This window comes from Methylobacterium fujisawaense (genome assembly GCF_039619325.1).
GTDB classification, from domain to species: domain Bacteria; phylum Pseudomonadota; class Alphaproteobacteria; order Rhizobiales; family Beijerinckiaceae; genus Methylobacterium; species Methylobacterium fujisawaense.
This window is the reverse complement of record NZ_CP155000.1, coordinates 5,666,415-5,686,170: the sequence shown is the minus strand read 5'-3', so window position 1 is coordinate 5,686,170 and position 19,756 is coordinate 5,666,415. Positions and strand designations below refer to the sequence as shown.

At 70.9% G+C, this 19,756-nt stretch carries 20 protein-coding genes and 1 pseudogene; 7 read left to right on the top strand and 14 right to left on the bottom strand.

What is annotated here, in order from left to right:
* Nucleotides 1-17: 17 nt before the first annotated feature.
* Nucleotides 18-1,580, top strand: a complete 1,563-nt coding sequence (gene ubiB / locus ABC766_RS26940) for a 2-polyprenylphenol 6-hydroxylase (RefSeq protein ID WP_345819879.1) — start codon at nt 18-20, stop codon at nt 1,578-1,580.
* A gap of 93 nt (nt 1,581-1,673) precedes the next feature.
* Here the strand turns inward: ubiB and ABC766_RS26935 are convergent.
* Nucleotides 1,674-4,630, bottom strand: a pseudogene (locus tag ABC766_RS26935) (response regulator).
* Complete coding sequence (gene zapE, locus ABC766_RS26930) at nt 4,627-5,859, bottom strand: cell division protein ZapE (RefSeq protein WP_075380345.1); 1,233 nt, start codon at nt 5,857-5,859, stop codon at nt 4,627-4,629. The pseudogene ABC766_RS26935 and the gene zapE overlap by 4 nt, the downstream one beginning before the upstream one ends.
* Before the next feature lie 295 nt (nt 5,860-6,154).
* Between zapE and ABC766_RS26925 the strand changes: the two genes are divergently transcribed.
* Nucleotides 6,155-6,748 carry a GNAT family N-acetyltransferase gene (locus ABC766_RS26925; RefSeq protein ID WP_043757817.1) on the top strand — a complete coding sequence of 198 codons (594 nt, stop codon included), beginning with the start codon at nt 6,155-6,157 and terminating at the stop codon, nt 6,746-6,748.
* Between the two features lie 36 nt (nt 6,749-6,784).
* Here ABC766_RS26925 and ABC766_RS26920 read toward each other — a convergent pair whose 3' ends face one another.
* The gene (locus ABC766_RS26920; protein ID WP_345819878.1) at nt 6,785-7,546 is read right to left on the bottom strand and encodes a ComF family protein; all 762 of its coding nucleotides are present in this window, start codon (nt 7,544-7,546) and stop codon (nt 6,785-6,787) included.
* A 30-nt stretch (nt 7,547-7,576) separates the two neighbouring features.
* The gene (locus ABC766_RS26915) at nt 7,577-7,822 is read right to left on the bottom strand and encodes a hypothetical protein (RefSeq protein WP_043355746.1); all 246 of its coding nucleotides are present in this window, start codon (nt 7,820-7,822) and stop codon (nt 7,577-7,579) included.
* A 158-nt stretch (nt 7,823-7,980) separates the two neighbouring features.
* On the opposite strand from ABC766_RS26915, the gene ABC766_RS26910 reads away from it, so the two are divergent.
* Both ABC766_RS26910 and ABC766_RS26905 read left to right on the top strand, forming a co-directional pair.
* Nucleotides 7,981-8,871, top strand: a complete 891-nt coding sequence (locus ABC766_RS26910; protein ID WP_043380670.1) for a methyltransferase domain-containing protein — start codon at nt 7,981-7,983, stop codon at nt 8,869-8,871.
* A complete protein-coding gene (locus ABC766_RS26905; RefSeq protein ID WP_043757821.1) occupies nt 8,868-9,230 on the top strand; it encodes a DUF427 domain-containing protein in 363 nt (120 codons plus the stop codon). The genes ABC766_RS26910 and ABC766_RS26905 overlap by 4 nt, the downstream gene beginning before the upstream one ends.
* A 27-nt stretch (nt 9,231-9,257) precedes the next feature.
* Here ABC766_RS26905 and ABC766_RS26900 read toward each other — a convergent pair whose 3' ends face one another.
* Both ABC766_RS26900 and ABC766_RS26895 read right to left on the bottom strand, forming a co-directional pair.
* Nucleotides 9,258-10,772 (bottom strand): DUF6880 family protein, encoded by a 1,515-nt coding sequence (locus tag ABC766_RS26900; RefSeq protein WP_427902331.1) that lies wholly within the window; start codon nt 10,770-10,772, stop codon nt 9,258-9,260.
* A 52-nt stretch (nt 10,773-10,824) separates the two neighbouring features.
* Nucleotides 10,825-11,064: a hypothetical protein gene (locus tag ABC766_RS26895; RefSeq protein ID WP_020092122.1), complete on the bottom strand. Its 240-nt coding sequence runs from the start codon at nt 11,062-11,064 to the stop codon at nt 10,825-10,827.
* A 107-nt stretch (nt 11,065-11,171) separates the two neighbouring features.
* On the opposite strand from ABC766_RS26895, the gene ABC766_RS26890 reads away from it, so the two are divergent.
* A complete protein-coding gene (locus tag ABC766_RS26890; RefSeq protein WP_279898349.1) occupies nt 11,172-11,456 on the top strand; it encodes a hypothetical protein in 285 nt (94 codons plus the stop codon).
* Nucleotides 11,457-11,459: 3 nt separating this feature from the next.
* Here ABC766_RS26890 and fabI read toward each other — a convergent pair whose 3' ends face one another.
* From fabI to fabA, 4 genes are all read right to left on the bottom strand, one after another.
* A complete protein-coding gene (gene fabI, locus ABC766_RS26885; RefSeq protein WP_043355017.1) occupies nt 11,460-12,290 on the bottom strand; it encodes an enoyl-ACP reductase FabI in 831 nt (276 codons plus the stop codon).
* Nucleotides 12,291-12,476: 186 nt separating this feature from the next.
* Nucleotides 12,477-12,599 carry a hypothetical protein gene (locus tag ABC766_RS26880; protein WP_257787406.1) on the bottom strand — a complete coding sequence of 41 codons (123 nt, stop codon included), beginning with the start codon at nt 12,597-12,599 and terminating at the stop codon, nt 12,477-12,479.
* Between the two features lie 57 nt (nt 12,600-12,656).
* Complete coding sequence (gene fabB, locus ABC766_RS26875; RefSeq protein WP_043380680.1) at nt 12,657-13,883, bottom strand: beta-ketoacyl-ACP synthase I; 1,227 nt, start codon at nt 13,881-13,883, stop codon at nt 12,657-12,659.
* A gap of 140 nt (nt 13,884-14,023) precedes the next feature.
* On the bottom strand, nt 14,024-14,560 hold the full coding sequence (fabA, locus tag ABC766_RS26870) for a 3-hydroxyacyl-[acyl-carrier-protein] dehydratase FabA (protein WP_043355013.1): 537 nt from the start codon (nt 14,558-14,560) through the stop codon (nt 14,024-14,026).
* A gap of 215 nt (nt 14,561-14,775) precedes the next feature.
* On the opposite strand from fabA, the gene irr reads away from it, so the two are divergent.
* Nucleotides 14,776-15,291 (top strand): Fur family transcriptional regulator Irr, encoded by a 516-nt coding sequence (gene irr / locus ABC766_RS26865; protein ID WP_012319639.1) that lies wholly within the window; start codon nt 14,776-14,778, stop codon nt 15,289-15,291.
* A 218-nt stretch (nt 15,292-15,509) separates the two neighbouring features.
* On the opposite strand, the gene ABC766_RS26860 is transcribed toward irr, so the two are convergent.
* Nucleotides 15,510-16,073 carry an SH3 domain-containing protein gene (locus tag ABC766_RS26860; RefSeq protein WP_043355011.1) on the bottom strand — a complete coding sequence of 188 codons (564 nt, stop codon included), beginning with the start codon at nt 16,071-16,073 and terminating at the stop codon, nt 15,510-15,512.
* Between the two features lie 270 nt (nt 16,074-16,343).
* On the opposite strand from ABC766_RS26860, the gene ABC766_RS26855 reads away from it, so the two are divergent.
* A complete protein-coding gene (locus ABC766_RS26855; protein ID WP_043380685.1) occupies nt 16,344-17,342 on the top strand; it encodes a 2-hydroxyacid dehydrogenase in 999 nt (332 codons plus the stop codon).
* A gap of 24 nt (nt 17,343-17,366) precedes the next feature.
* Here ABC766_RS26855 and ABC766_RS26850 read toward each other — a convergent pair whose 3' ends face one another.
* The 3 genes from ABC766_RS26850 to ABC766_RS26840 form a co-directional block, all read right to left on the bottom strand.
* On the bottom strand, nt 17,367-17,501 hold the full coding sequence (locus ABC766_RS26850) for a hypothetical protein (RefSeq protein ID WP_345819876.1): 135 nt from the start codon (nt 17,499-17,501) through the stop codon (nt 17,367-17,369).
* Between the two features lie 150 nt (nt 17,502-17,651).
* Nucleotides 17,652-18,278, bottom strand: a complete 627-nt coding sequence (locus ABC766_RS26845; protein ID WP_043380688.1) for a Crp/Fnr family transcriptional regulator — start codon at nt 18,276-18,278, stop codon at nt 17,652-17,654.
* Between the two features lie 87 nt (nt 18,279-18,365).
* A complete protein-coding gene (locus ABC766_RS26840) occupies nt 18,366-19,715 on the bottom strand; it encodes a flavin monoamine oxidase family protein (RefSeq protein WP_053610758.1) in 1,350 nt (449 codons plus the stop codon).
* Nucleotides 19,716-19,756: the final 41 nt, after the last annotated feature.

Genomic DNA, 19,756 nt, shown 5'->3' with positions numbered 1-19,756 from the left:
GACGGGAGCCAGCACCGGTGATCAGCGCCGCCATCAACCTGTTCCGCGGCGCGCGGGTCGGCTTCGTGCTGGCCCGCGAGGGCGCCCTCGCCTTCGCCGATCCCGCGGAGCTGCCGCCGCATCTGCGGCTCGCCCTGCGGCTCGGCCGCACCCTCGAGCGGCCGGGTCTCGACGACGGCGCCGCGCGGCTCTCGGCGGCCATGACCCGCCTCGGCCCGTCCTACGTCAAGTTCGGGCAGTTCCTGGCGACGCGGCCCGACATCGTCGGCATGCGGGCGGCCTTCGACCTGGAGAAGCTGCAGGACCGGGTGCCGCCCTTCCCGCAGGAGATCGCGGTCCGCACCGTCGAGACGGCGCTCGGCAAGCCGGTCAGTCAGCTCTTCGTGTCGTTCAGCGAACCGATCGCCGCCGCCTCCATCGCGCAGGTCCACAAGGCGATCGTCCAGGATGCGGACGGCACGCAGCGCGCGCTGGCCGTGAAGGTGATGCGGCCGGGCGTCCGCGAGCGCTTCATGCGCGACCTCGAGGTCATGCGCTTCATGGCCCGGGTGGTGCACGCCCTGTCCCCGCAGGCGGAGCGGCTGCGTCCCCGCGAAGTCGTGGAGATCCTCGCCCGCTCGGTGCTGATGGAGATGGATTTCCGCCTGGAGGCGGCCGCCGCCTCCGAGCTCGCCGAGAACACCAAGGACGACCTCGACTTCCGCGTGCCGAAGCCCGAATGGGAGCTGACCGCCCGCGAGGTGCTGTCGGCCGAGTGGATCGAGGGCACCCGCCTGCACAGCGCGGCGGAGATCGCCGCCCAGGGGCACGACCCGCAGACCATCGGGCGGACCGTCATCCAGAGCTTCCTGCGGCACGCGATCCGCGACGGCTTCTTCCACGCCGACATGCACCAGGGGAACCTGCTGGTGGACGCCGAGGGCCGCTTGGTGGCGGTGGATTTCGGCATCATGGGCCGCCTGGGCCCGAACGAGCGCCGGTTCCTCGCCGAGATCCTGCTCGGCTTCATCCTGCGCGACTATCGCCGGGTGGCGAAGGTCCATTTCGAGGCGGGCTACGTGCCGGCCCACCATTCCGTGGAGGATTTCGCGCAGGCGATCCGGGCGATCGGCGAGCCGATCCACCAGCGCCGGGCCGACGAGATCTCGATGGCCAAGGTCCTGACCCTGCTGTTCGACGTCACGGCCCTGTTCGACATGAGCACCCGCACCGAGCTGGTGATGCTCCAGAAGACCATGGTGGTGGTGGAGGGCGTCGCCCGCTCCCTCGACCCGCGGCTCGACATGTGGACCACGGCCGAGCCGGTCGTGCGCGCCTGGATCGCCCGCAACATGGGCCCGGTCGGCCGGGCGCAGAGCGGCCTGGAGGCCCTGCGTGTGGTCTCCGACGTGGTCGGCGATATTCCGGATCTCGCCATGCGGTTGAAGCGCGTGCTGGTGCGCCTCGACGAGGCCGGAACGGGCGATGCCCGCCGCCTGGAGCGCTTCGCCCGCAACGAACGCTATCGGGCGATCTGGTCGACGCTGGCTCTCTGGGCGATCGCCGCCGGGGCGCTGATGCTGGCGTTCCGCGGGGGGTGAACCCGCATCGCGGGTCCGCGCGACGGGGGTGATCGCACGGTCTCGTCGCCCGCTGCCGGCTCGACTCGCCCGACTCGCGGGCCGGTTTCCCGGTCAGCCCGCGCCGTCCATCGTCGGGACCAGGGCCCGCAATTCCCGGGCAAGTTCGCCGAGACCGGTCGATCCCTTGGCGAGCACCCGGTCGGCCTGACCGGCCAGTCGGCGCCGGTCCTCGGCCGTGATGTCCTTGGCGGTGAGCACGACCACCGGCACGTCGCGGCTGTCCGGGCGCGCCCGGAGCGCCCGCAGGAAGGCGAAGCCGTCCATCTCGGGCATCATCAGATCCAGCAGGATCAGGCACGGCCGTTCCGACTCGAGGGTCGCGAGGGCGCGCAGGCCGTTCTCGGCCTCGCGCACCGGGAAGCCCTCGCGCTCGAGATAGGCGCAGACATGGCCCCGAACGTCCGCCTCGTCGTCGACGACGAGGATCGGCCCGCTACCGGCCGTAGGTCGGAAGCGGTCGACGATCTGGCGCAGACTTCCCCAGTCGATCGGCTTCTGCAGGTAGTCGGTGGCGCCGAGCGAGAAGGCGAGGTTCTGCTCGTCCAGGACCGTCACCATCACGATCGGTGTCGCGCCGATCTCGGGATCGGCGCGCATGGCCCGCAGCACTGCCCAGCCGTCCATCTGCGGCATGGTCACATCGAGGAGCACCGCCCGCGGGTGCAGGCTGCGGGCGAGATCGAGCCCCCGCCGCCCGTCCTCGGCGACCGTTACCGAGAAGCCCTCGCGCTCCAGGAAGCGGGCGAGCAGATCCCGGGTCGCGGCGTCGTCGTCGATCACCAAGATGGTTCCGCGTTCGCCGGGACCGGCGGCGCTGTCCGCATCCGCTTCCTCCGCCGCACCGGTCTCGAAGCGGACCGGCAGCGTCAGCGTGAAGGTGGTGCCCTCCCCTTGCCGGCTCTCCACGGCGATCGCGCCGCCCAGCATCTCGGCGAAGGCACGGGTGATCGCGAGGCCGAGCCCGGTCCCGCCGAAGCGGCGCGTCGTCGAGGCGTCGGCCTGGGTGAAGCGCTCGAACAGCCGCCCCACCTGCTCCGGTGTCATCCCGATCCCGGTATCGGTCACGGAGAAGCGCATCGTCGTGTCGACCCGGGCGACCGACAGGGTGATCCGGCCGTTCTCGGTGAACTTCGCGGCGTTGCTCAAGAGATTGATCAGGCACTGGCGCAGCTTGGTGACGTCGGTGTGCACGCTGCCCAGATCCGCCTCCAGCGCCAGCACCAGGGTGTTGCCCTTCTTGGCGATCAGACCCTCGACCGTGACGGCGACCTCCTGCACCACGGTGGCGACGTCGAAATCCTCGGCGTAGACCTCGACCCGGTCGGCCTCGATCTTGGAGATGTCGAGCACGTCGTTGATCAGGCCAGGAGGTGCCGGGCGTTGGTCTCGATCTTCTTCATGTCGGCGACCAAGTCGGCCTCGCCGATATCCTCCAGCTCCTCCTGCACCATCTCGGAATAGCCGATCACCGCCGAGAGCGGGGTGCGCAACTCGTGGCTCATATTGGCCAGGAACTGGCTCTTGGCGGCGTTGGCGGCCTCTGCGGCGGCGCGGGCCGCCTCGATGGCGGCCTCGGCCTCCTTGCGCTCGGTGATGTCCGTATGGGTCCCGACCCATTCGCGCAGGGTGCCGTCGGATTCGAGGATCGGAACGGCGCGCACGCTCATGTGCCGGTATGCCCCGGAGGCCGCGCGGATCCGGTGCTCCGTCGCGTAGGGCTCCAGGCTGCTCAAGGCGCGGGACCACGCGGCCCGGGTGTGCGGGCGATCATCGGGATGGACCGCATCCAGGAAGCCGAGCCCTGCATAGGCGGCCTCGTCCTGACCGGTGAAGCGGCTCCAGGCCACCTGGCGTCGGTGCAGGCTGCCCTCCGGGTTGGCGGTCCAGACGATGGCCGCGCTGGCCTCGATCAGCGAACGGAACCGCTCCTCGCTGCGGCGCAGACGGGCCTCGGCCAAATGGCGGATTGTCTCGTCGACCACGACGAGGCCGACGCCCTCCACGTTCTCATCGGTCGCGGCGCTCTCCACGCCCCGGAGCGGGTAGAAGCTCATCGAGAAGTGGCGGACACCGCCGGGAGCGGAGGGAGCCGGCACGGCCACCGGGACGTTCGGCGAGACCAGGCCGTCCTTCAGGGCCGCGGCGAGCTTCAGGGCGAGTTCTTCCCGGAGGGTCGGAAGCATGGCCCAGATCGGCGCGCCGAGATCGGCCCCGAAGCCGCGTTCGCTCATCGTGGCGAGCGCCCGGTTCATGTGCCGGATCTTCAGGTCGCGGTCGAGGAAGCCGAGGCCCACCGGCGCGTTGGCGAGCACGCCGTCGAGGAGGCGCGACATGCGCAAGGATTCCTGCCGGCGCACCAGAGCGAGGCGCGCGAGCAGCACGATCGCGCCCAGCGCCGCCGCCCCCGAGAGCAGGAACAGCAGGAGCCCGCGCCAGCCCTCGATCGCCTGGAGGGTGGCGAGACGCTCCAGGGTCGCGGCCTGACGGGCCGCCGCCTCGGCGCGGATCGCGTCCATCAGCTGCTTGCCTTCGCCGGTGCGGACCAGCTCGATGGCCGGCTCGAACCCCTGATTGCGCCGCGCCGCCACGACCCGGGCCGCGAAGTCCCGCTTCTGCGCGATCAGTCCGGCGAGCGAGGGGCCGCCGGCGCGGACCGGATCCTGCGCGGCCGAGCCGAGGCCGGCGAGTTCCGTCTCGATCTTGGTGAGGGCGCTCGTGTAGGGGGTGAGGTAATCCTCGCTGCCGACCAGGACGAAGCCCCGCTCGCTCGTCTCCAGGTCCTTCACCTCGGAGATCAGGCGCTCGATCCCGGCGACGGTGTCGTTCGCGTGGGCCGTCGCGGTCCGATCGGCCTCGCCGGTGAGGTAGTTCGCCGTGCCGCTGCCCAGGGCGACGACCAGCAGGACGAAGGCCGCCGGGGAGCCCAGGAGCCAGCCGAGCGGGCCGGCGCTGCGCCAGTTCCGCCGACGCAAGGAGAAGATCGATCCGACGCGAGACGGGGCGCTCACGTCTCCACCAGCCCGGTGCTGGCACCCGACGCCTCGGAATCGGGCCGGCCGTGCGGCTGGGCGAGGTATTCCCGTGACCGCATCTCGATGAGGCGCGAGACGGTCCGGTCGAATTCGAAGGCCTCGCGGCCGCTCTCGGCGGTGTAGAGCTCCTGCGCGTCGGCGTCCGCGGAGGCCACGAGCTTCACGTGCCGGTCGTAGAGCGTGTCGACCAGCGTGATGAAGCGCTTGGCCTCGTTCCGGTCCGCCTCAGCCATGACCGGGATCCCGTCCAGAATGACCGTGTGGTAGGCGCGGGCGAGCGCCATGTAGTCGGAGGCGCCGAGCGGCTTGCGGCAGAGATCGTCGAAACCGAACCGGGCCACGCCGGTCGCCTGCTCGGGGACCTCCACGGCCCGGCCGTGAACCGTGACCGTCGCCGGAAGGCCCCGGACCTTTCCGGTCAGTCCCTTGAAGGCGGCGTCGAGGGCGGCGCGCGCCTTGGCGTCGGCGGGAACGTGATAGACGGCCGCGCCGCCGAGCTTCTCCAGTCGGAAGTCGGTACGGGCGTCGAGCCGGACGACGTCCACGCGCTCCTTCAGGGTCGCGACGAACGGCAGGAACAGCGCCCGGTTCAGCCCGCCCTCGTAAAGCCTGTCCGGCTCGACGTTCGAGGTTGCGACGATCGTGACGCCCCGCCGGAACAGGTGGTTGAACAGGCGACCCAGGATCATCGCGTCGGCGATGTCGGTGACGGTGAACTCGTCGAAGCACAGCAATGTCGCCTCGTCGGCGAGCTGGTCGGCCACCGGCCCAATCGGGTCGTCGCCCTTGACGGTGCCGGCCTTGAGCGCCTGCCGGTAGGCGTGGATGCGTTCGTGTGCGTCAGCCAGGAAGCCGTGGAAATGGACCCGCCGCTTCGGCTCGGGGGCCGCCTCGTGGAACAGGTCCATCAGCATGGTCTTCCCGCGCCCGACCGAGCCCCAGACGTACAGGCCCCGGATCGGTTCGGCTTCGTCCTTGCGCCGGAACAGCCAGCCGAGGGCGCTCGTCTTGCTGGCGCGCTTGCGACGCTGCAGGTCCAGGACCAAGCGGTCGAGGGCGCGCACCAGATGTCCTTGCGCCGGATCGCGCTCGATCGCCCCGGTGGCGACCAGGGCCTCGTAGCGCTCGTGGACCGGCCCAGGCGAGACCGCGCTGGCCCGCGCCGCCGGCGACGGGGCGATGTGCTTGCCGGATCTGTCGTTCACGCCGCCGGTTCCTCGCTGCTGGTCGCGGCACCGGTTCGGCACCCCCCGCGCCCGCGTCGGCGGTCAACGACCCGGGACCTGTTCCAGTGCCGCGCAAGCTCGGCCTGAATCAACCCCGCGGCTGAACAGTCGCAGGAAAGCGTCCCATCGGCCCTGCGCATGGCAGATCCGCGGAGGGTCAGCCAAGCGTTTCGCTGCATTGCACAACGACTTTGAGGATGCGAGATCCGCTCCGTCTTTGGGAGGAGCGTCCGGATCTCCCTGCGCGGCACCGTGCACGAACCGGAGCTTCATCATGGCGGCACAAGCCCTCGAGGGTCTGGCCCACACCGTCCGCCGTCTGTGGCCGGCCGACCGCACGGCGGTCCTGAACTATTTCCTGCGGCTGGATCCGGAGACCCGGGCGAGCCGCTTCATGGGCAATGTCAGCGAGGCCGGGGTCCGGGCCTACGCCACGCAGGCCCTGACCGCCGAGGGCGTGATGTACGGCGCGTTCGTGGGCGGCGCGCTGCGCGGCCTCGGCGAATTGCGGCCCATGGGACCGGGTGCCTCGCGCTACGTCCTGGGGCCGCATGCCGAGGCGGCCTTCGCGGTGGAGCGGGCATTCCGTCGGCGCGGCATCGGCGCCGCCCTGTTCGCGCGGATCGCGCGCTCGGCGCGGCATCGCGGCGTCGTCGATCTGCACGTGCGCTGCCTGTCGGGGAACGGACCGATGCTGCGGCTCGCGGCCAAGCACGGGGCGGCCCTCCAGCACGAGGGGCGTGAGATCGAGGGCGCCCTCCACCTCGCGCGTCCGACGCCGTTCTCCCTCTGGTACGAAGGGATCGCGGAGGCTTTCGACTTCACCCTGGCGGCAAGCTTTCCGGAGCAGATGCGGCCCCCGGCCTGAATCCGCGAGCGCCGTCCACGCGGAGAGCCCGCGCGCTCACCCGGCGGCGTCGCCGACGAGCGCGAAGGTCAGGAGATCGACCGACCGGGCCCCGCCGCGCAGCAATGCCCGAGCGGCAGCGTTGCCGGTCGCCCCGGTGGTCATGACGTCGTCCACGAGGAGGATCCGGCGCCCGCGGATCCGGTGCTGTTCGGCGGTTGCCACGCGGAAGGCGCCGCTCAGGTTCTCGGCGCGGGCCGCACGGCTCAAACCCACCTGGGACCGCGTCGCGCGGACGCGCACGAGCGCCGTAGCGACGAAAGGGAGCCCGGCCGGTCCGGCAATCACCCGCGCCAGAAGGGCGGACTGGTTGAACCGCCGGCGCCACAGGCGTCCGCGGTGGAGCGGAACCGGGACCACGCATTCGGCGTCGGCGATCAGGGTTCGGCCGCTCGCGGCCATCATCCGGGCCATGACGCGCGCCAGATCGAGGCGGTCGTCGTATTTCAGGCGATGGACGAGGCGGCGCGCCACCGCGTCGTACAGGGCTACAGACCGGGCACGCTCGAAGACCGGCGGCTCGGCGATCGCCCGGGGTGAGAGCAACGGGCCGACCCCGAGATCGACCGCGAACGGCGTCCCGTAGCGCTGGCAGACCGGCTCCTCGATCAGCCGCAGGCTCGACCAGCAGGCCGGGCACAGGGCGCCGGGATCCGCGGTGGCGCCGCCGCAGCCCGCGCAGGTGGGCGGATAGATCAGCGAGACGACCCCGCGCGGCAGTCCGCGCAGGGTCCTTGCGACGGCCTCGAGAGCCGTCATGCGGCGGACGCGCCGCCCGAATCCGCGCTTCTACTGGGCCGAGACCGGACGCGCCTGCGGCGCCATCTGCTGCTGCTGCATCTGGCGGTCGCGGGCGTTGGCGCGGTGACGGCCGATGGCGCAGCCGGCCGCAGCGCCGACGAGGCCGTGATGGCCGGCATAGTGCCCCGCGATGCCGCCGACGATGGCGCCCTTGATGCAGCCCTTGGCTTCGGCGCCGCCGGCGGCCGCGAGGGTGGTGAGGGCCACGGCGGCCCCGACGAGCATACGCTTCATGATCAATGCTCCATGACGAATCTCGGCCGTTTAAGCCGGTTGCAGCAGGAACAGCGACGCTGCCGAGTCGTTCCGACATTCTAGCGCGGCTCACGGATCCGTGCGCGCGGCCGTGCGAGAGGTGGCGCGGGACGGCTTCAGATGCCATCTCCCCCGCGATGGATGCTCCCTCCGCCCTCTTCGACACGGCCCTCGCCCGCCGTCGCCTCGCCCGAGCCCAGGGCCGCGGCTACGCGGGCTTCCTCGTCGATCGGCTCGCCGAGGATCTCGATGACCGCCTGGGGGCGGTCCTGCGCCGCTTCACTTCGGTTCTCGACCTCGCGACGCCCGTCCCGGTGGCGGCCCGGATGCTCGCGGCCCGGTATCCGGAGGCGCGGCATCTCCGTCTCGCGGCCCGGCCCGAGACGGGCGGCGGCCTGATCGTCGGCGACCCGGAGGCGCTGCCGCTGGCGGCCGGAAGCCTCGACCTCGCCGTCTCGCTGCTGAGCCTTCACGCCGTGAACGACCTCCCGGGCACGCTGATCCAGCTGCGCCGCGCCCTGCGGCCGGACGGGTTGTTCCTCGGCTGCCTGCTCGGCGGCGCCACCCTGACCGAGCTGCGCCAGAGCTTCGCCCAGGCCGAGAGCGAGGTCGAGGGTGGGATCAGCCCGCGCGTGGCGCCCTTCGCGGCGGTGCGTGAGGCCGGCGGGTTGCTCCAGCGGGCCGGTTTCGCCCTGCCGGTGGCGGATACCGACACGCTGACGGTCCGATACGCCGATCCGTTCGGCCTGATGCGCGATCTGCGAGCCATGGGCATGACCAACGTGCTCACCGAGCGGCGGCGGACGCCGCTGCGGCGGGCGACGCTCCTGCGGACGGCCGAGATCTATGCCGAGCGGTTCGCGGATCCGGACGGGCGCGTGCGGGCCACCTTCGAGGTGCTGTGGCTTTCGGGCTGGGTCCCGCACGAGACCCAGCAGAAGCCGCTGCGGCCCGGGACCGCGAAGACGCGCCTCGCCGACGCGCTCGGAACCGTCGAGTTGAAGCCCGAGGGAGGGAGCACGCCATGAAGGTGCCTGGACCGGACCACCCGATCACCATCGAGCCCGAGCCCCGCCGCGTCCGCGTCGTCGTGGCGGGTGTCGCGGTCGCCGAGAGCCGGAACGCCCTCCGGCTGCAGGAGGCCCAGTATCCGCCGGTCTTCTACGTGCCGCGGAGCGACATCCGGGCCGATCGCTTCGTCGCCTCGGCGCGCACCACGCATTGCCCGTACAAGGGCGACGCCCACTATTTCGACCTCGTCGTCGACGGCACCCGGCGCCCCGACGCGGTCTGGAGCTACGGGGACCCGTACCCGGCCGTCGCGGCGATCCGGGACCACGTGGCGTTCTATCCGGACCGGGTCGACGCCATCACGCTGGAGGACTGAGCCGGTCACCCGCCCGGTTCACCCGATTCAGTCCCGGACGAGGTTCCAGAACCCGTGCTTGCGGCCGTGCGTCTGCCGCAGCGCCGCGCGGTAGGCCTTCGGATCCGGCTCAGCATCGCCGGCCGCGAGGCGCTCCGCCAGGGCGTCGAGTTCCGCGAGGTAGCGCGCCCCATGCGGGTAGGCGGCGCTGCGGCCGCCCTCGAGGATGGAGTCGACGAGCCGGCGATACAGGATCGTGGCCGCCCGGGGGTGTTCCTGGGCGAGCGCCTCGGCCGCCGGCGCCAGCACCGCGTACTGGTCGCCCTGCCAGATCCCGGGCCTCGCGACCACCAATCCGGCGGCGCGGCGAAGATCCGGCCAAGCCGTCAGGAAGGTCAGAGCCCGGTGCGGCTGCGGGAAGGCCTCGGCATGGTCGAGGGCGCGCTGGAGCGCCTCCTCGTCCTCGAAATCCGGAAGCTTGGCGAGGAAGGTCCGCAGCATCGGCGCGTCGAGTTCCCGCTCGAATCGGGTCCACCGGAGGAGCTGTGCCTCGTCGGACCGGCCGAGGGCATCGAGGATCTCGATCTCCAGCGCCTGCCGTTCGCGCTCCGGCCCGCGCGTATCGAATCCCGCGATCAGATCCGCCCGCGTCGCGATGCGCACTCCCGGATCCTGCATGCGCCGGATCCAGTCCAGCGCCTCTTCCGCCCGTCCGGCGGCGAGGAGGCGCCGGGCAATCTCGACGCGGTTCTCCCGCCCCGGCAGCACCGTGCGCTCCAGGGCGATGAAGGCGTCCGGATCGCCGCGCCGGTCGGCTATGGCCTGCCGGAGGCGCAGGATCTGGATCCGGGCCGCCTGCCGATGATGCGTCGCCTCGCGGCGGGGATCGCCGCCCGTCGGCATCGCGGTGTCGGCCGCGCCGAGCCTGTCGTCGATCTCGGCAAGGGCCGACTCGGGCAGCGTCGGGATCATGTCCCCGAGGACGAGTCCCAGTGGACCGAACGGATCCGCCGCGAAGGGCTCGACGAGGCGTGCCGCCAACCCGGCAGCCTCCGCCGGAGGCAGGTTGCCCGCGATCTCCACGAAGGCCGTCGAGGCGCGATCGAACACGCCCTGCACCGCGCCGGTGCTGTCGTCGACACGGTTCAGGACCGCGTCGGCACCGTTGAGGAAGCGCCTCAGGCGATCGAGGGCGGCGCCCGCATCGAGGGGGCGCAGCTCGTCGAGGATCACCGTCACGGTGGCGTTGAGATCGGCCGCGAAGGTCCGTCGTTTCTGCCAGTCGATATAGCCCTGGGCCCCCTCCAGGGCCGTCAGCCGCCGGTCGACGATGGCCGCCACGGCGTCCGGCCCCTGGAGGGAAGCCAAAGCGGCGCTCACCAGCTTCTTGAAGGCGGGATTGCGCGCGGTCTCGCCGAGGATCAGCCCGATCAACCGGTCCGGGCCGAGCGCCGCCAGCGTTTCCGGCGACGGTGTCGTGCGGCGCACGCCCTTCGGGAGGGCGGGCGCCTTCCGGCGTCCCTGCGGCGGCGGTTCCGGTGTCACCCGCCGCGCGCGCGCCACGATGGCCTCCATCGATGCGTCGGATCCCTCACGGCCGTCCCGTCCGCGCCGGCTACTCCACGACGCGGGCGCGGGGCCGATCGCTGCCCTGGGCGGTCTCGTCGTGCCAGCCGCCGGCCTGATCCTGGTAGCGGATGCCCTCGGTCGAGCCGGGGACCTGCTGCTCTGCCGCCGCGGCCTGGGCCGCCTGCAGCGCTTCCTCGCGACTCGGGAAGGTCTCGGAAAAGACGTCGCCGACCTTGTAGGCGAACCCGCCGTCGTGCTCGACGATGCGATAGGTAACCTCAGACATCACGCCTCCTGTTCACGCCCGGCATTGTTGAGCGCGAACCCGCCGGATGCGCTGGGGGTTCCAGCCGTGGTGCGTGGCGGCCTCCGATCCGCCGGAAAGTGCCGCTAATGGCAGCGGATCCCGATATCCAGACGATCCCGATGCAGCTTCGCCCGCTTCTCGCTCTCGCCCTTCTCCTGGTCGCCCGGCCCGCCAGCGCCGAGGAGGGGTTCCTCGACAAGCTCTTCGGCGGTTCCGGGCGCGGGACGCCGCCCAATCCGTTCGCCTCGAACTACCCGTCCGCGCCGCCCTCCGCGGAAGAAATCCGCGCCGTGCGGGCGCGGCGGGACGTGCGCGACGAACGCGGCGTCCGGCGCGGCCCGCTGCCTCCGGGCCGCATCCCGGAGGAGTGAGGCTCAGGCGTCGCCCACGACTCCGGCCGCATCCTGGGCCTGAAGCACGTCCGGGCGCGGCATCGAGATGATGTTGTAGCCGGCATCCACGAAATGGACCTCGCCGGTGACACCGCCCGAGAGCGGCGACAGGAGGTAGAGGGCTGAGCCGCCGACATCCTCCAGGCTCACCGTGCGCCGCAGCGGCGCATGGGCCCGCTGGTGATTGAACATCAGCCGCGCGTCGGCGATTCCGGCGCCCGCCAGCGTCCGCATCGGGCCGGCGGAGAGCGCGTTGACGCGGATCCCGTCCGGACCGAGATCGCTCGCGAGGTAGCGGACGGACGCCTCCAGCGCCGCCTTGGCCACGCCCATCACGTTGTAGTTCGGCATGACCCGGGTCGCCCCGCCGTAAGTCAGGGTCAGCAGGGACCCGCCCTGCGTCATCCGCTTGGCCGCGCGCTGCGCGATCTCGGTGAACGAGAAGCACGAGATCGTCATCGTCCGCACGAAATTCTCGCGGGTGGTCACGTCGACGTAGCGGCCCTTGAGCTGCGCCTTGTCGGAGAAGCCGATGGCGTGAACCACGAAGTCGAGGCCGCCGTCGAATCGCGCATCGAGGGCCTCGAAGGTCGCATCCACGGAGGCGAGGTCCTCGACGTCGCAGGGGAGGACGAGATCCGAATCGAGTTTGGCGGCGAGCGGTGCCACGCGGCGTCCCAAAGCCTCGCCCTGGTAGGTGAAAGCCAGGCGCGCGCCCTGGGCGTGCAGCGCCTTGGCGATACCCCAGGCGATCGAGTGATCGTTCGCGACGCCCATGATCAGGCCGCGCTTGCCTGCCATCAATCCCGTCATGCCGACTCACATCCTGACCAAGCACGCCGCCCCTACCAGGCGGGGACGGTCCGCGATCCGCGCAAGCGAACCGCCAAAGGGTGCCTTAGCGCGGCTCGCCGTGCGTTCCAAACGGGTCGGCGGTCGGACGGCAGGCAAAAAAAAGCCCCGCCTGTTGGCGGGGCGTTCCTGGCGGGGAGGCCGAACTCAGAAATGGCCGTCCGTATGCGACTGCGCCTCGTCGATGAGGGCCTGCTTCGCGTAGATCGCGGCGCAACCGGCGATGACCAGTCCGCTCAGCGTTCCGAAGATGAAAGTCCCCATTGCCACCACCAGATCTCAACATCCAGTAAACGCCGACCTCGAGCCGGCGGTTCCCTTCAGTAATCAGGCGTCGACGTGCTTCAGGACCAGGGTCGCATTGGTGCCGCCGAAGCCGAAGGAATTCGTCAGCACGTGCCCGAGCTGCGCGTCGTCCCGACGCGCCCGCAGGATCGGCATGTCGGCGAAGGCGGGATCGAGTTCGTCGATATGCGCGCTCTCGCAGATGAAGCCGTTGTTCATCATCAGCAGGCTGTAGATCGCCTCCTGCACGCCGGTGGCGCCGAGCGAGTGCCCGGTGAGCGACTTCGTGGCGGCGATCGGCGGGCATGCGTCGCCCCGGCCGAAGACCTCGCGGATCGCCTCGATCTCCTTGTCGTCGCCGACCGGCGTCGAGGTGGCGTGCGGGTTGATGTAGTCGATCCGCGCGCCCTTCAGGCCTTCCATGGCCTGCCGCATGCAGCGGACGGCCCCTTCGCCCGACGGCGCCACCATGTCGTGCCCGTCCGACGTGGCGCCGTAGCCGGCCACCTCGCCGTAGATCCGGGCGCCCCGCGCCTTGGCGTGCTCCAGCTCCTCGAGGACCAGAACGCCCGCGCCGCCGGCGATGACGAAGCCGTCGCGGTTGGCATCGTAGGCGCGGGAGGCCCGGGACGGCGTGTCGTTGTACTTGGACGACATGGCGCCCATGGCGTCGAACAGCACCGAGAGGGTCCAGTCGAGGTCTTCGCACCCACCCGCGAAGATGATGTCCTGCCGCCCGCCCTGGATGATCTCTGCGGCGTTGCCGATGCAGTGATTCGACGTCGCGCAGGCGGAGGAGATCGAATAATTCACGCCGCGGATCTTGAACCACGTCGCCAGGGTCGCCGAGGCGGTGGACGACATCGCCTTCGGCACCGCGAACGGGCCGATGCGCTTGGGGCCCTTCTCCCGGGCGATGGCGGCGGCCTCGACGATCACCCGGGTCGACGGACCGCCCGAACCCATGATGATGCCGGTGCGCTCGTTCGAGATGTCGCCCTGTTCCAGACCCGCGTCCCGGATCGCCTGATCCATGGCGACGTGGTTCCAGGCGGTGCCGCCGCCGTGGAAGCGCATGGCGCGCCGGTCCACCACGCCTTCGGGGTCGAGGGTCGGCGCCCCCGAGACTTGGCTTCGGAAGCCGTGCTCGGCGTAGCTGGCGTCGCGCGCGATGCCCGAGCGGGCTTCGCGCAGGGAGGCGAGCACCTCCTGCGTGTTGTTGCCGATGGACGAGACGATGCCCATCCCGGTGATGACGACACGGCGCATGATGGTGACACTACCTCCGTCGCGGCCTCGGTCGCCCGGGCCACGTACCGGTCAGCTAAGGTGACGCGGACACAATCTCAACCACCGAGATCGTCCGGCGTTGCGGCCGAGCCGCGAACCGGACGCCCGGCCGACGCGATTCAGCTCTGGAACAGGCCGACCCGCATGTCCTGAACCTGATAGACGCGCTCGCCGTCCGCTTCGAGCCAGCCGTCGCCGATGCCGAGGACGAGCTTGCCCTGACGGACGCGCTTCACGTCGACATTGTAGACCACCTTCTTCATCGTCGGCAGGACTTGGCCGGCGAGCTTCACCTCGCCGACGCCGAGGGCGCGGCCACGACCCGGCGAGCCGAGCCAGCCGAGATGGAAGCCCAGCATCTGCCAGAGCGCATCGAGCCCGAGGCAGCCCGGCATCACCGGATCGCCCTGAAAGTGGCAGGGGAAGAACCAGAGGTCCGGCCGAATGTCGAGTTCGGCGGTCACGTGGCCCTTCCCATGGGCGCCACCCTCGGCCGCGATGGACGTGATGCGGTCGAACATCAGCATCGGCGGAAGCGGCAATTGCGCGTTCCCGGATCCGAAGAGTTCGCCGCGCCCGCAGGCCAGAAGATCCTCGTAAGAATAGTGCGACCGGCGGTTCGCGTCCTGCGCTTGTGTCTCGGCGTCTGGCGGCATTGGGTTGGCTGTTTCCTCGGATGTGCGCGATCTTCACGTCGCGGGCGACTATACTCGGCCCGTCGGCTGGCGCGCGGGTTAGCACGGGGCGTCGCGCCTTCAAAGCCTGCGGCCGCAGGCATGCGGCAACGCTCGGGTTGCGACAGCCTGACCACTTCAATATACTCGGGCGACATCCGTTCCTTCAGGCCCCTCGTCGAGCGTTCAGTCCAGCGATGTCCGAACCGGTGCCATTCCAGGCCGTCTTCAACGGCCGGGTCCCCGCCCCCCAGTTGGAGGCCAACGGGACTCCGCGGCGCGGGTGCCCGCTGTCCGACCTCCGCGACCGCCTGCGTCGGGCCGGCCTGCGGCCGACGCGGCAGCGTCTCTCCCTCGGCTGGCTTCTGTTCGGCCGCGGCGACCGCCATCTCACGGCCGAGATGCTCTACGACGAAGCGATGCGCGCCAAGGTGCCGGTGTCGCTGGCGACGGTGTACAACACCCTCCATCAGTTCACCGAGGCGGGGCTGCTGCGCCAGCTCGCGCTCGACGGGTCGAAGGCCTACTTCGACACGAACCCGACCGAGCACCACCACTTCTACCTGGAAGACGAGAGCCAGGTCATCGACATGCCGGATTGCGGCATCACGGTTGATTCGCTGCCCGAAGCCCCCGAGGGGATGGAGATCGCCGGGGTCGAGGTGATCGTACGCCTGCGCCGCAGCCGGCCGGCGGGCCGCCGCCAGGGCTGACGCCGCGGTACGGCTCGAGGAATGATCAGGATCGTCGCAAAGGCCCGGATTCGTCCGGGCCTTTGCGTTTGCGCTCGGTCGCGCGACACCGGAGCGCCGGCCATTCCAGCCGGGTCGCGGCGCTCGATGCGGAAATCGGATACCGTCTGCTGCGCGGTCCCGGGATCGGAGTGTCCGTGCCGGCCGGCATCGCCCGACGGCGATGATCGCGCCGAACGCTACTCCACGACCTCGTTCGGATAGACGCCCCACAGGCGGTTCTGGCGGATATAGCCATCCACGTCCCGCTTGTTCGGCAGGGCGACGATCAGGCGGCACCACGTGCCGGTGCAGCTCTTGACGCTGCCGATCACCCCGGTCTGAAGCTTGGCCTCGTCCTCGGCGCCGTCGTCGGCCTTCGCGCGCAGCGATACGGCAGCCTTCTCGACGCCCTTGTCGGGGCCGGCATTCACGATGGCAGTCCGGCGGCCGGACAGCAGGGAGTGCAGCACCCAGCCTTCGGTCCCCTCCGAATCGCGGATCCGGCGCCAGGTCTCGAACTCGCCGATGATCTCGACCGGCAGGCCGGCCCGCTGGAAGACCCAAAGGGTGCGGTGATCCTTGGAGGGGCCCTCGCGGAGGTTGACGCGATCGGTCTTCAGGCTCGCGTAGCGCGGCAGCGGCAGCTTGGTCACCGGTCCGACCCCGGCCTCGGGGCCTGCGGGCGGCGCCGCCCGGGCACCGGTCGCGAGGCCGCCGGCCAGCATCGCCACGACGGCGAAGCTGAGGCGTGACACGCGCATGGTCGTCTCCCTATCCAGACGTGGCGTTGGTGGGCGCCGGACCTGTCGAAAGCAGGGCCGGTTCGACACGCGGACCGGGCCGCATCCGATTGTGTTCCGGCCCACCTCTGGTAGAGAGGCCGATGGGTCGGAACTGGCTCCGGAACCGGCGCCTCGTGACCGATCCTGTCTGGCCGAGTTCGGTTAACGGACGCTTGCGGGAAGCGGTCCGGGCGGAAGCCGCCGGGCGCGAGCCGCAATCAGGGCCGCGGGGCTGACGGGGAGAGAGACGTGTCGAAGCGCAAGCCGCTGGTGGTCGTGACGCGGCGCCTTCCGGATGCCGTCGAGACGCGGATGCGTGAGCTGTTCGACGTCCGGCTCAATGCCGACGACGCTCCGCTGGCGGCGGACGATCTGGCGGCCGCTTTGCGCGAGGCCGATGTCCTCGTCCCCACTGTCACGGACGAGATCGATTCCGGCCTGATTGCCCAGGCCGGACCGAACCTGCGGCTCATCGCCAATTTCGGCAACGGCGTCGATCACATCGACGTGGCGGCGGCGCTGGAGCGCGGCATCACGGTCACCAACACGCCCGGCGTGCTGACCGAGGACACCGCCGATATGACGATGGCGCTGATCCTCGCGGTAGCCCGCCGGGTGACCGAGGGCGCGCGGATCATCCCGGATGACGAGTGGACCACGGGCTGGTCGCCGACCTGGATGCTCGGCCGGCGGATCACCGGCAAGCGGCTGGGGATCGTCGGCATGGGCCGGATCGGCCAGGCCCTGGCCAAGCGCGCCCGCGCCTTCGGCTTGCAGGTCCATTACCACAACCGCCGCCGGGTGCCCGCCGCCATCGAGAGCGCCCTCGACGCCACCTACTGGGAATCCCTCGACCAGATGCTGGCGCGCGTCGACATCGTGTCGGTGAATTGCCCGCACACGCCGGCCACCTACCATCTGCTCTCGGCGCGGCGCCTGAAGCTGCTCAAGCCCGAGGCCATCGTGGTCAACACCGCCCGCGGCGAGGTGATCGACGAGAACGCCCTGGCGCGCCTGATCGAGGGCGGCGAGGTTTCGGCGGCCGGCCTCGACGTGTTCGAGCAGGAGCCCGCAGTCAGCCCCCGGCTCGTCAAGCTCGCGCGCCAGGGGAAGGTCGTGCTCCTGCCGCATATGGGTTCGGCAACCTATGAGAGCCGCACCGACATGGGCGAGAAGGTCATCATCAACATCAAGACCTTCATGGACGGCCACAGGCCGCCGGACCGCATCCTGCCCAGCATGCTCTGAGCAGCGCTGCGCCTTCGAAGGGCCTCAGGCCGCCAGCGGCTTTCTGGCGGCCTCGACGCTTTGGAACAGGCACTCCGAGGTCGGCGCGAGGAAAGCGAAGCCGCATTCCGGGCTCTGATCGGAGAGGTCCTTCAGATTGGAATGGCCGACGCACAGCACCTTGCCCGGCTCCGCGCAGACCGCGAGGCGGTGCGCGCGTGCACCGGCGACGGAAGGCCCAATTCGCCCACGACACTGCCCGCGCCCGCCGCGAGACCGACTTCCGGCATCCGGAAGCGCAGACGAGCCGCACGGATGGTCTGGCCGCGGTCAGAGCGCGTCGCCGGTCACCGCCTGGGGCTTGGCCATGCCCTGAACGCCCTGAAACAGGCGTTCGCTTGTCAGCTTCAGGAAGTAGAACCCGAATTCGGGGTTCTGGTAGTAGAGTTGCTTCACGTCCGAGTAGGACACGCACAGCGCGTGGCCCGCCTCGACGCAGACCAACGACGCGGTTCGGGCATTGCCGGGTGACAGCAGACCCAGCTCGCCGACGATCCCGCCCTTGCGCACCTCGAGGCCGACCTCCGGGATCCGGAACACGCCGCTCTCGATGTAGTACATCTCGTCGGCGAGATCCCCCTTGCGGAACACCACTTCGCCGACGCCGAACGGGCGCCGCGAGCCGAAGGGCCGCAGCCATTCGAGAGACAAGTCGCCGTCGGCGGCCGTCTCCACGTCGCGGACGAGGCGCATCATCTGCCAGAGCCGATAGGCGTTGAAGGGCATCTGGATCAGCTCGGTGAGCACCACCGGCATGCTGCCGATCAGGATGCCGTAGGTGATGACGGCACAGCTTGCGCAGAGCGAGATGATCCGCAACGGAATCATCGTGCTCATGGCCGTCGCCGAAATGGTCAGCGCCGTCCCGAGATAGCCGATGCCCTCGACCCAATCCATGGCCGCCCCCTGAAGCGTGTCAGCCGGGGGATGCCTGTCTTGCCCCGCTCCGGCAAGCTTTTCGGGGCTTTCCGCGCAGCGGGGATCTCAGCCTGTGCCTGCACGGATACGCGTCCCGGCCCCGTCCGTGACGACCGCGGCCACGGCCTCGGCGGCCCGAACGCCCTCCTCGTAGGCGCCGCCGACGGTGCCCCACTGTTCCCGGGACAGCGCCTCGCCGGCGAACCAGACCGTATCGGCCACCGCGCCGCGCAGGGCCTGTCGCGCCGGCGCATGGCCCGGCGGGACCACCGCCCACGATCCGCGCGACCATCGGTCGTGGCGCCACGCGCTCACCGCCGGGATCGTGAGGTCGCGCAGCCGTGCGCCGCCGAAATGCTCGGCCAGGACCGCGCGGACATGGCGGCGCACGCCGTCTGCGCCGGAGCCAGCGGCGTCGATTGCCGCTGCCTCGTGCAGGTCGAGTTCGTAATAGTGGAACGGCGTTCCGTCGATGCGGGTCAGAAGCCCCGGCGGCGCGTGACGCCCGCCATGGATCGCCGCGAGCCGGTCGCGGCCGCGGAACGGGCTCGACGGCCAGTGCAGCACCGCGTGCTCGTAGATACCGGTGGTGAACCCGTCGATGGCGACGCGGGCCGCATTCGGCAGCGGCGGCGAGAAGACCGGCCCCTCACGCAACACCATCATCGGTACGGTCACGATCACGGCGCGCGCGGCGTGCTCGGCTCCGGCCGCGGTGGTCGCGCGGACCCGGCCGCCCGACCAGTCGATCCGCGTCACCGCTGTCGCGAGCGCCACCGGCAACCCGTCCGCCAAGCGGGCGAGGTAGCTGCCGTAGCCGTCGGCGAGGAAGTAGTTGTCGCCGTATTCGAGGCTGGGGAAGTCCTGAAGCGAGACCTCGTTCAGCGGCCGGCCCGACACGAGGCCATGGACCTGCGCCACCCGCGCCCCCCAGGGCCCGAGCCCCGGCGGCAGCGCGCTGCCTGCCGGCCGGTCGGGACCGTGCTGCGCGGCGCCGCGGGTCATGGCCCGGTCGGCCCGGTCGAAGGCACGCCCGTTGGCCCGGATCTCGGCGGCGCGGCCGGGCCGACGCCCGACCCAGACGTGGCTCTCCTGCGGCGCACGGCGCAGCCGCTCGCCGCGCGTCCGACCGAGCGTCACCAGGGGATTGATCGGCCCGGCATGCAGCCAATGGGCTCCGAGATCGAGGGCATGTCCGCGCAGGGCGACCGTCAGGGCGCGGCCACCGACGCGGTCCCGTGCCTCCAGCACGGCCACCGAAACCCCCCGTGCGGCAAGAGTCCGGGCCGCGCCGATCCCCGCGGCACCCGCACCGATCACCAGCACGTCTGCCACTTCGGGAAGCGGCGCGAGGCGCGGCCTGTAGGCGGGGCGGAACGCCGGGTCGAACCATCGGGACTCCGCAGCCTGCGGCATCGCGACCTGTCCGGCGGTGCCCTGTCCGGTGGTGCCCTGTC

Coding starts and splice junctions, on each gene's coding strand:
- ABC766_RS26925 (WP_043757817.1), top strand. CDS start 6,155: ATGGCGGCACAAGCCCTCGAGGGTCTGGCCCACACCGTCCGCCGTCTG.
- ABC766_RS26920 (WP_345819878.1), bottom strand. CDS start 7,546: ATGACGGCTCTCGAGGCCGTCGCAAGGACCCTGCGCGGACTGCCGCGC.
- ABC766_RS26915 (WP_043355746.1), bottom strand. CDS start 7,822: ATGAAGCGTATGCTCGTCGGGGCCGCCGTGGCCCTCACCACCCTCGCG.
- ABC766_RS26910 (WP_043380670.1), top strand. CDS start 7,981: ATGGATGCTCCCTCCGCCCTCTTCGACACGGCCCTCGCCCGCCGTCGC.
- ABC766_RS26905 (WP_043757821.1), top strand. CDS start 8,868: ATGAAGGTGCCTGGACCGGACCACCCGATCACCATCGAGCCCGAGCCC.
- ABC766_RS26895 (WP_020092122.1), bottom strand. CDS start 11,064: ATGTCTGAGGTTACCTATCGCATCGTCGAGCACGACGGCGGGTTCGCC.
- ABC766_RS26890 (WP_279898349.1), top strand. CDS start 11,172: ATGGCAGCGGATCCCGATATCCAGACGATCCCGATGCAGCTTCGCCCG.
- fabI (WP_043355017.1), bottom strand. CDS start 12,290: ATGACGGGATTGATGGCAGGCAAGCGCGGCCTGATCATGGGCGTCGCG.
- fabB (WP_043380680.1), bottom strand. CDS start 13,883: ATGCGCCGTGTCGTCATCACCGGGATGGGCATCGTCTCGTCCATCGGC.
- fabA (WP_043355013.1), bottom strand. CDS start 14,560: ATGCCGCCAGACGCCGAGACACAAGCGCAGGACGCGAACCGCCGGTCG.
- irr (WP_012319639.1), top strand. CDS start 14,776: ATGTCCGAACCGGTGCCATTCCAGGCCGTCTTCAACGGCCGGGTCCCC.
- ABC766_RS26860 (WP_043355011.1), bottom strand. CDS start 16,073: ATGCGCGTGTCACGCCTCAGCTTCGCCGTCGTGGCGATGCTGGCCGGC.
- ABC766_RS26845 (WP_043380688.1), bottom strand. CDS start 18,278: ATGGATTGGGTCGAGGGCATCGGCTATCTCGGGACGGCGCTGACCATT.
- ABC766_RS26840 (WP_053610758.1), bottom strand. CDS start 19,715: ATGCCGCAGGCTGCGGAGTCCCGATGGTTCGACCCGGCGTTCCGCCCC.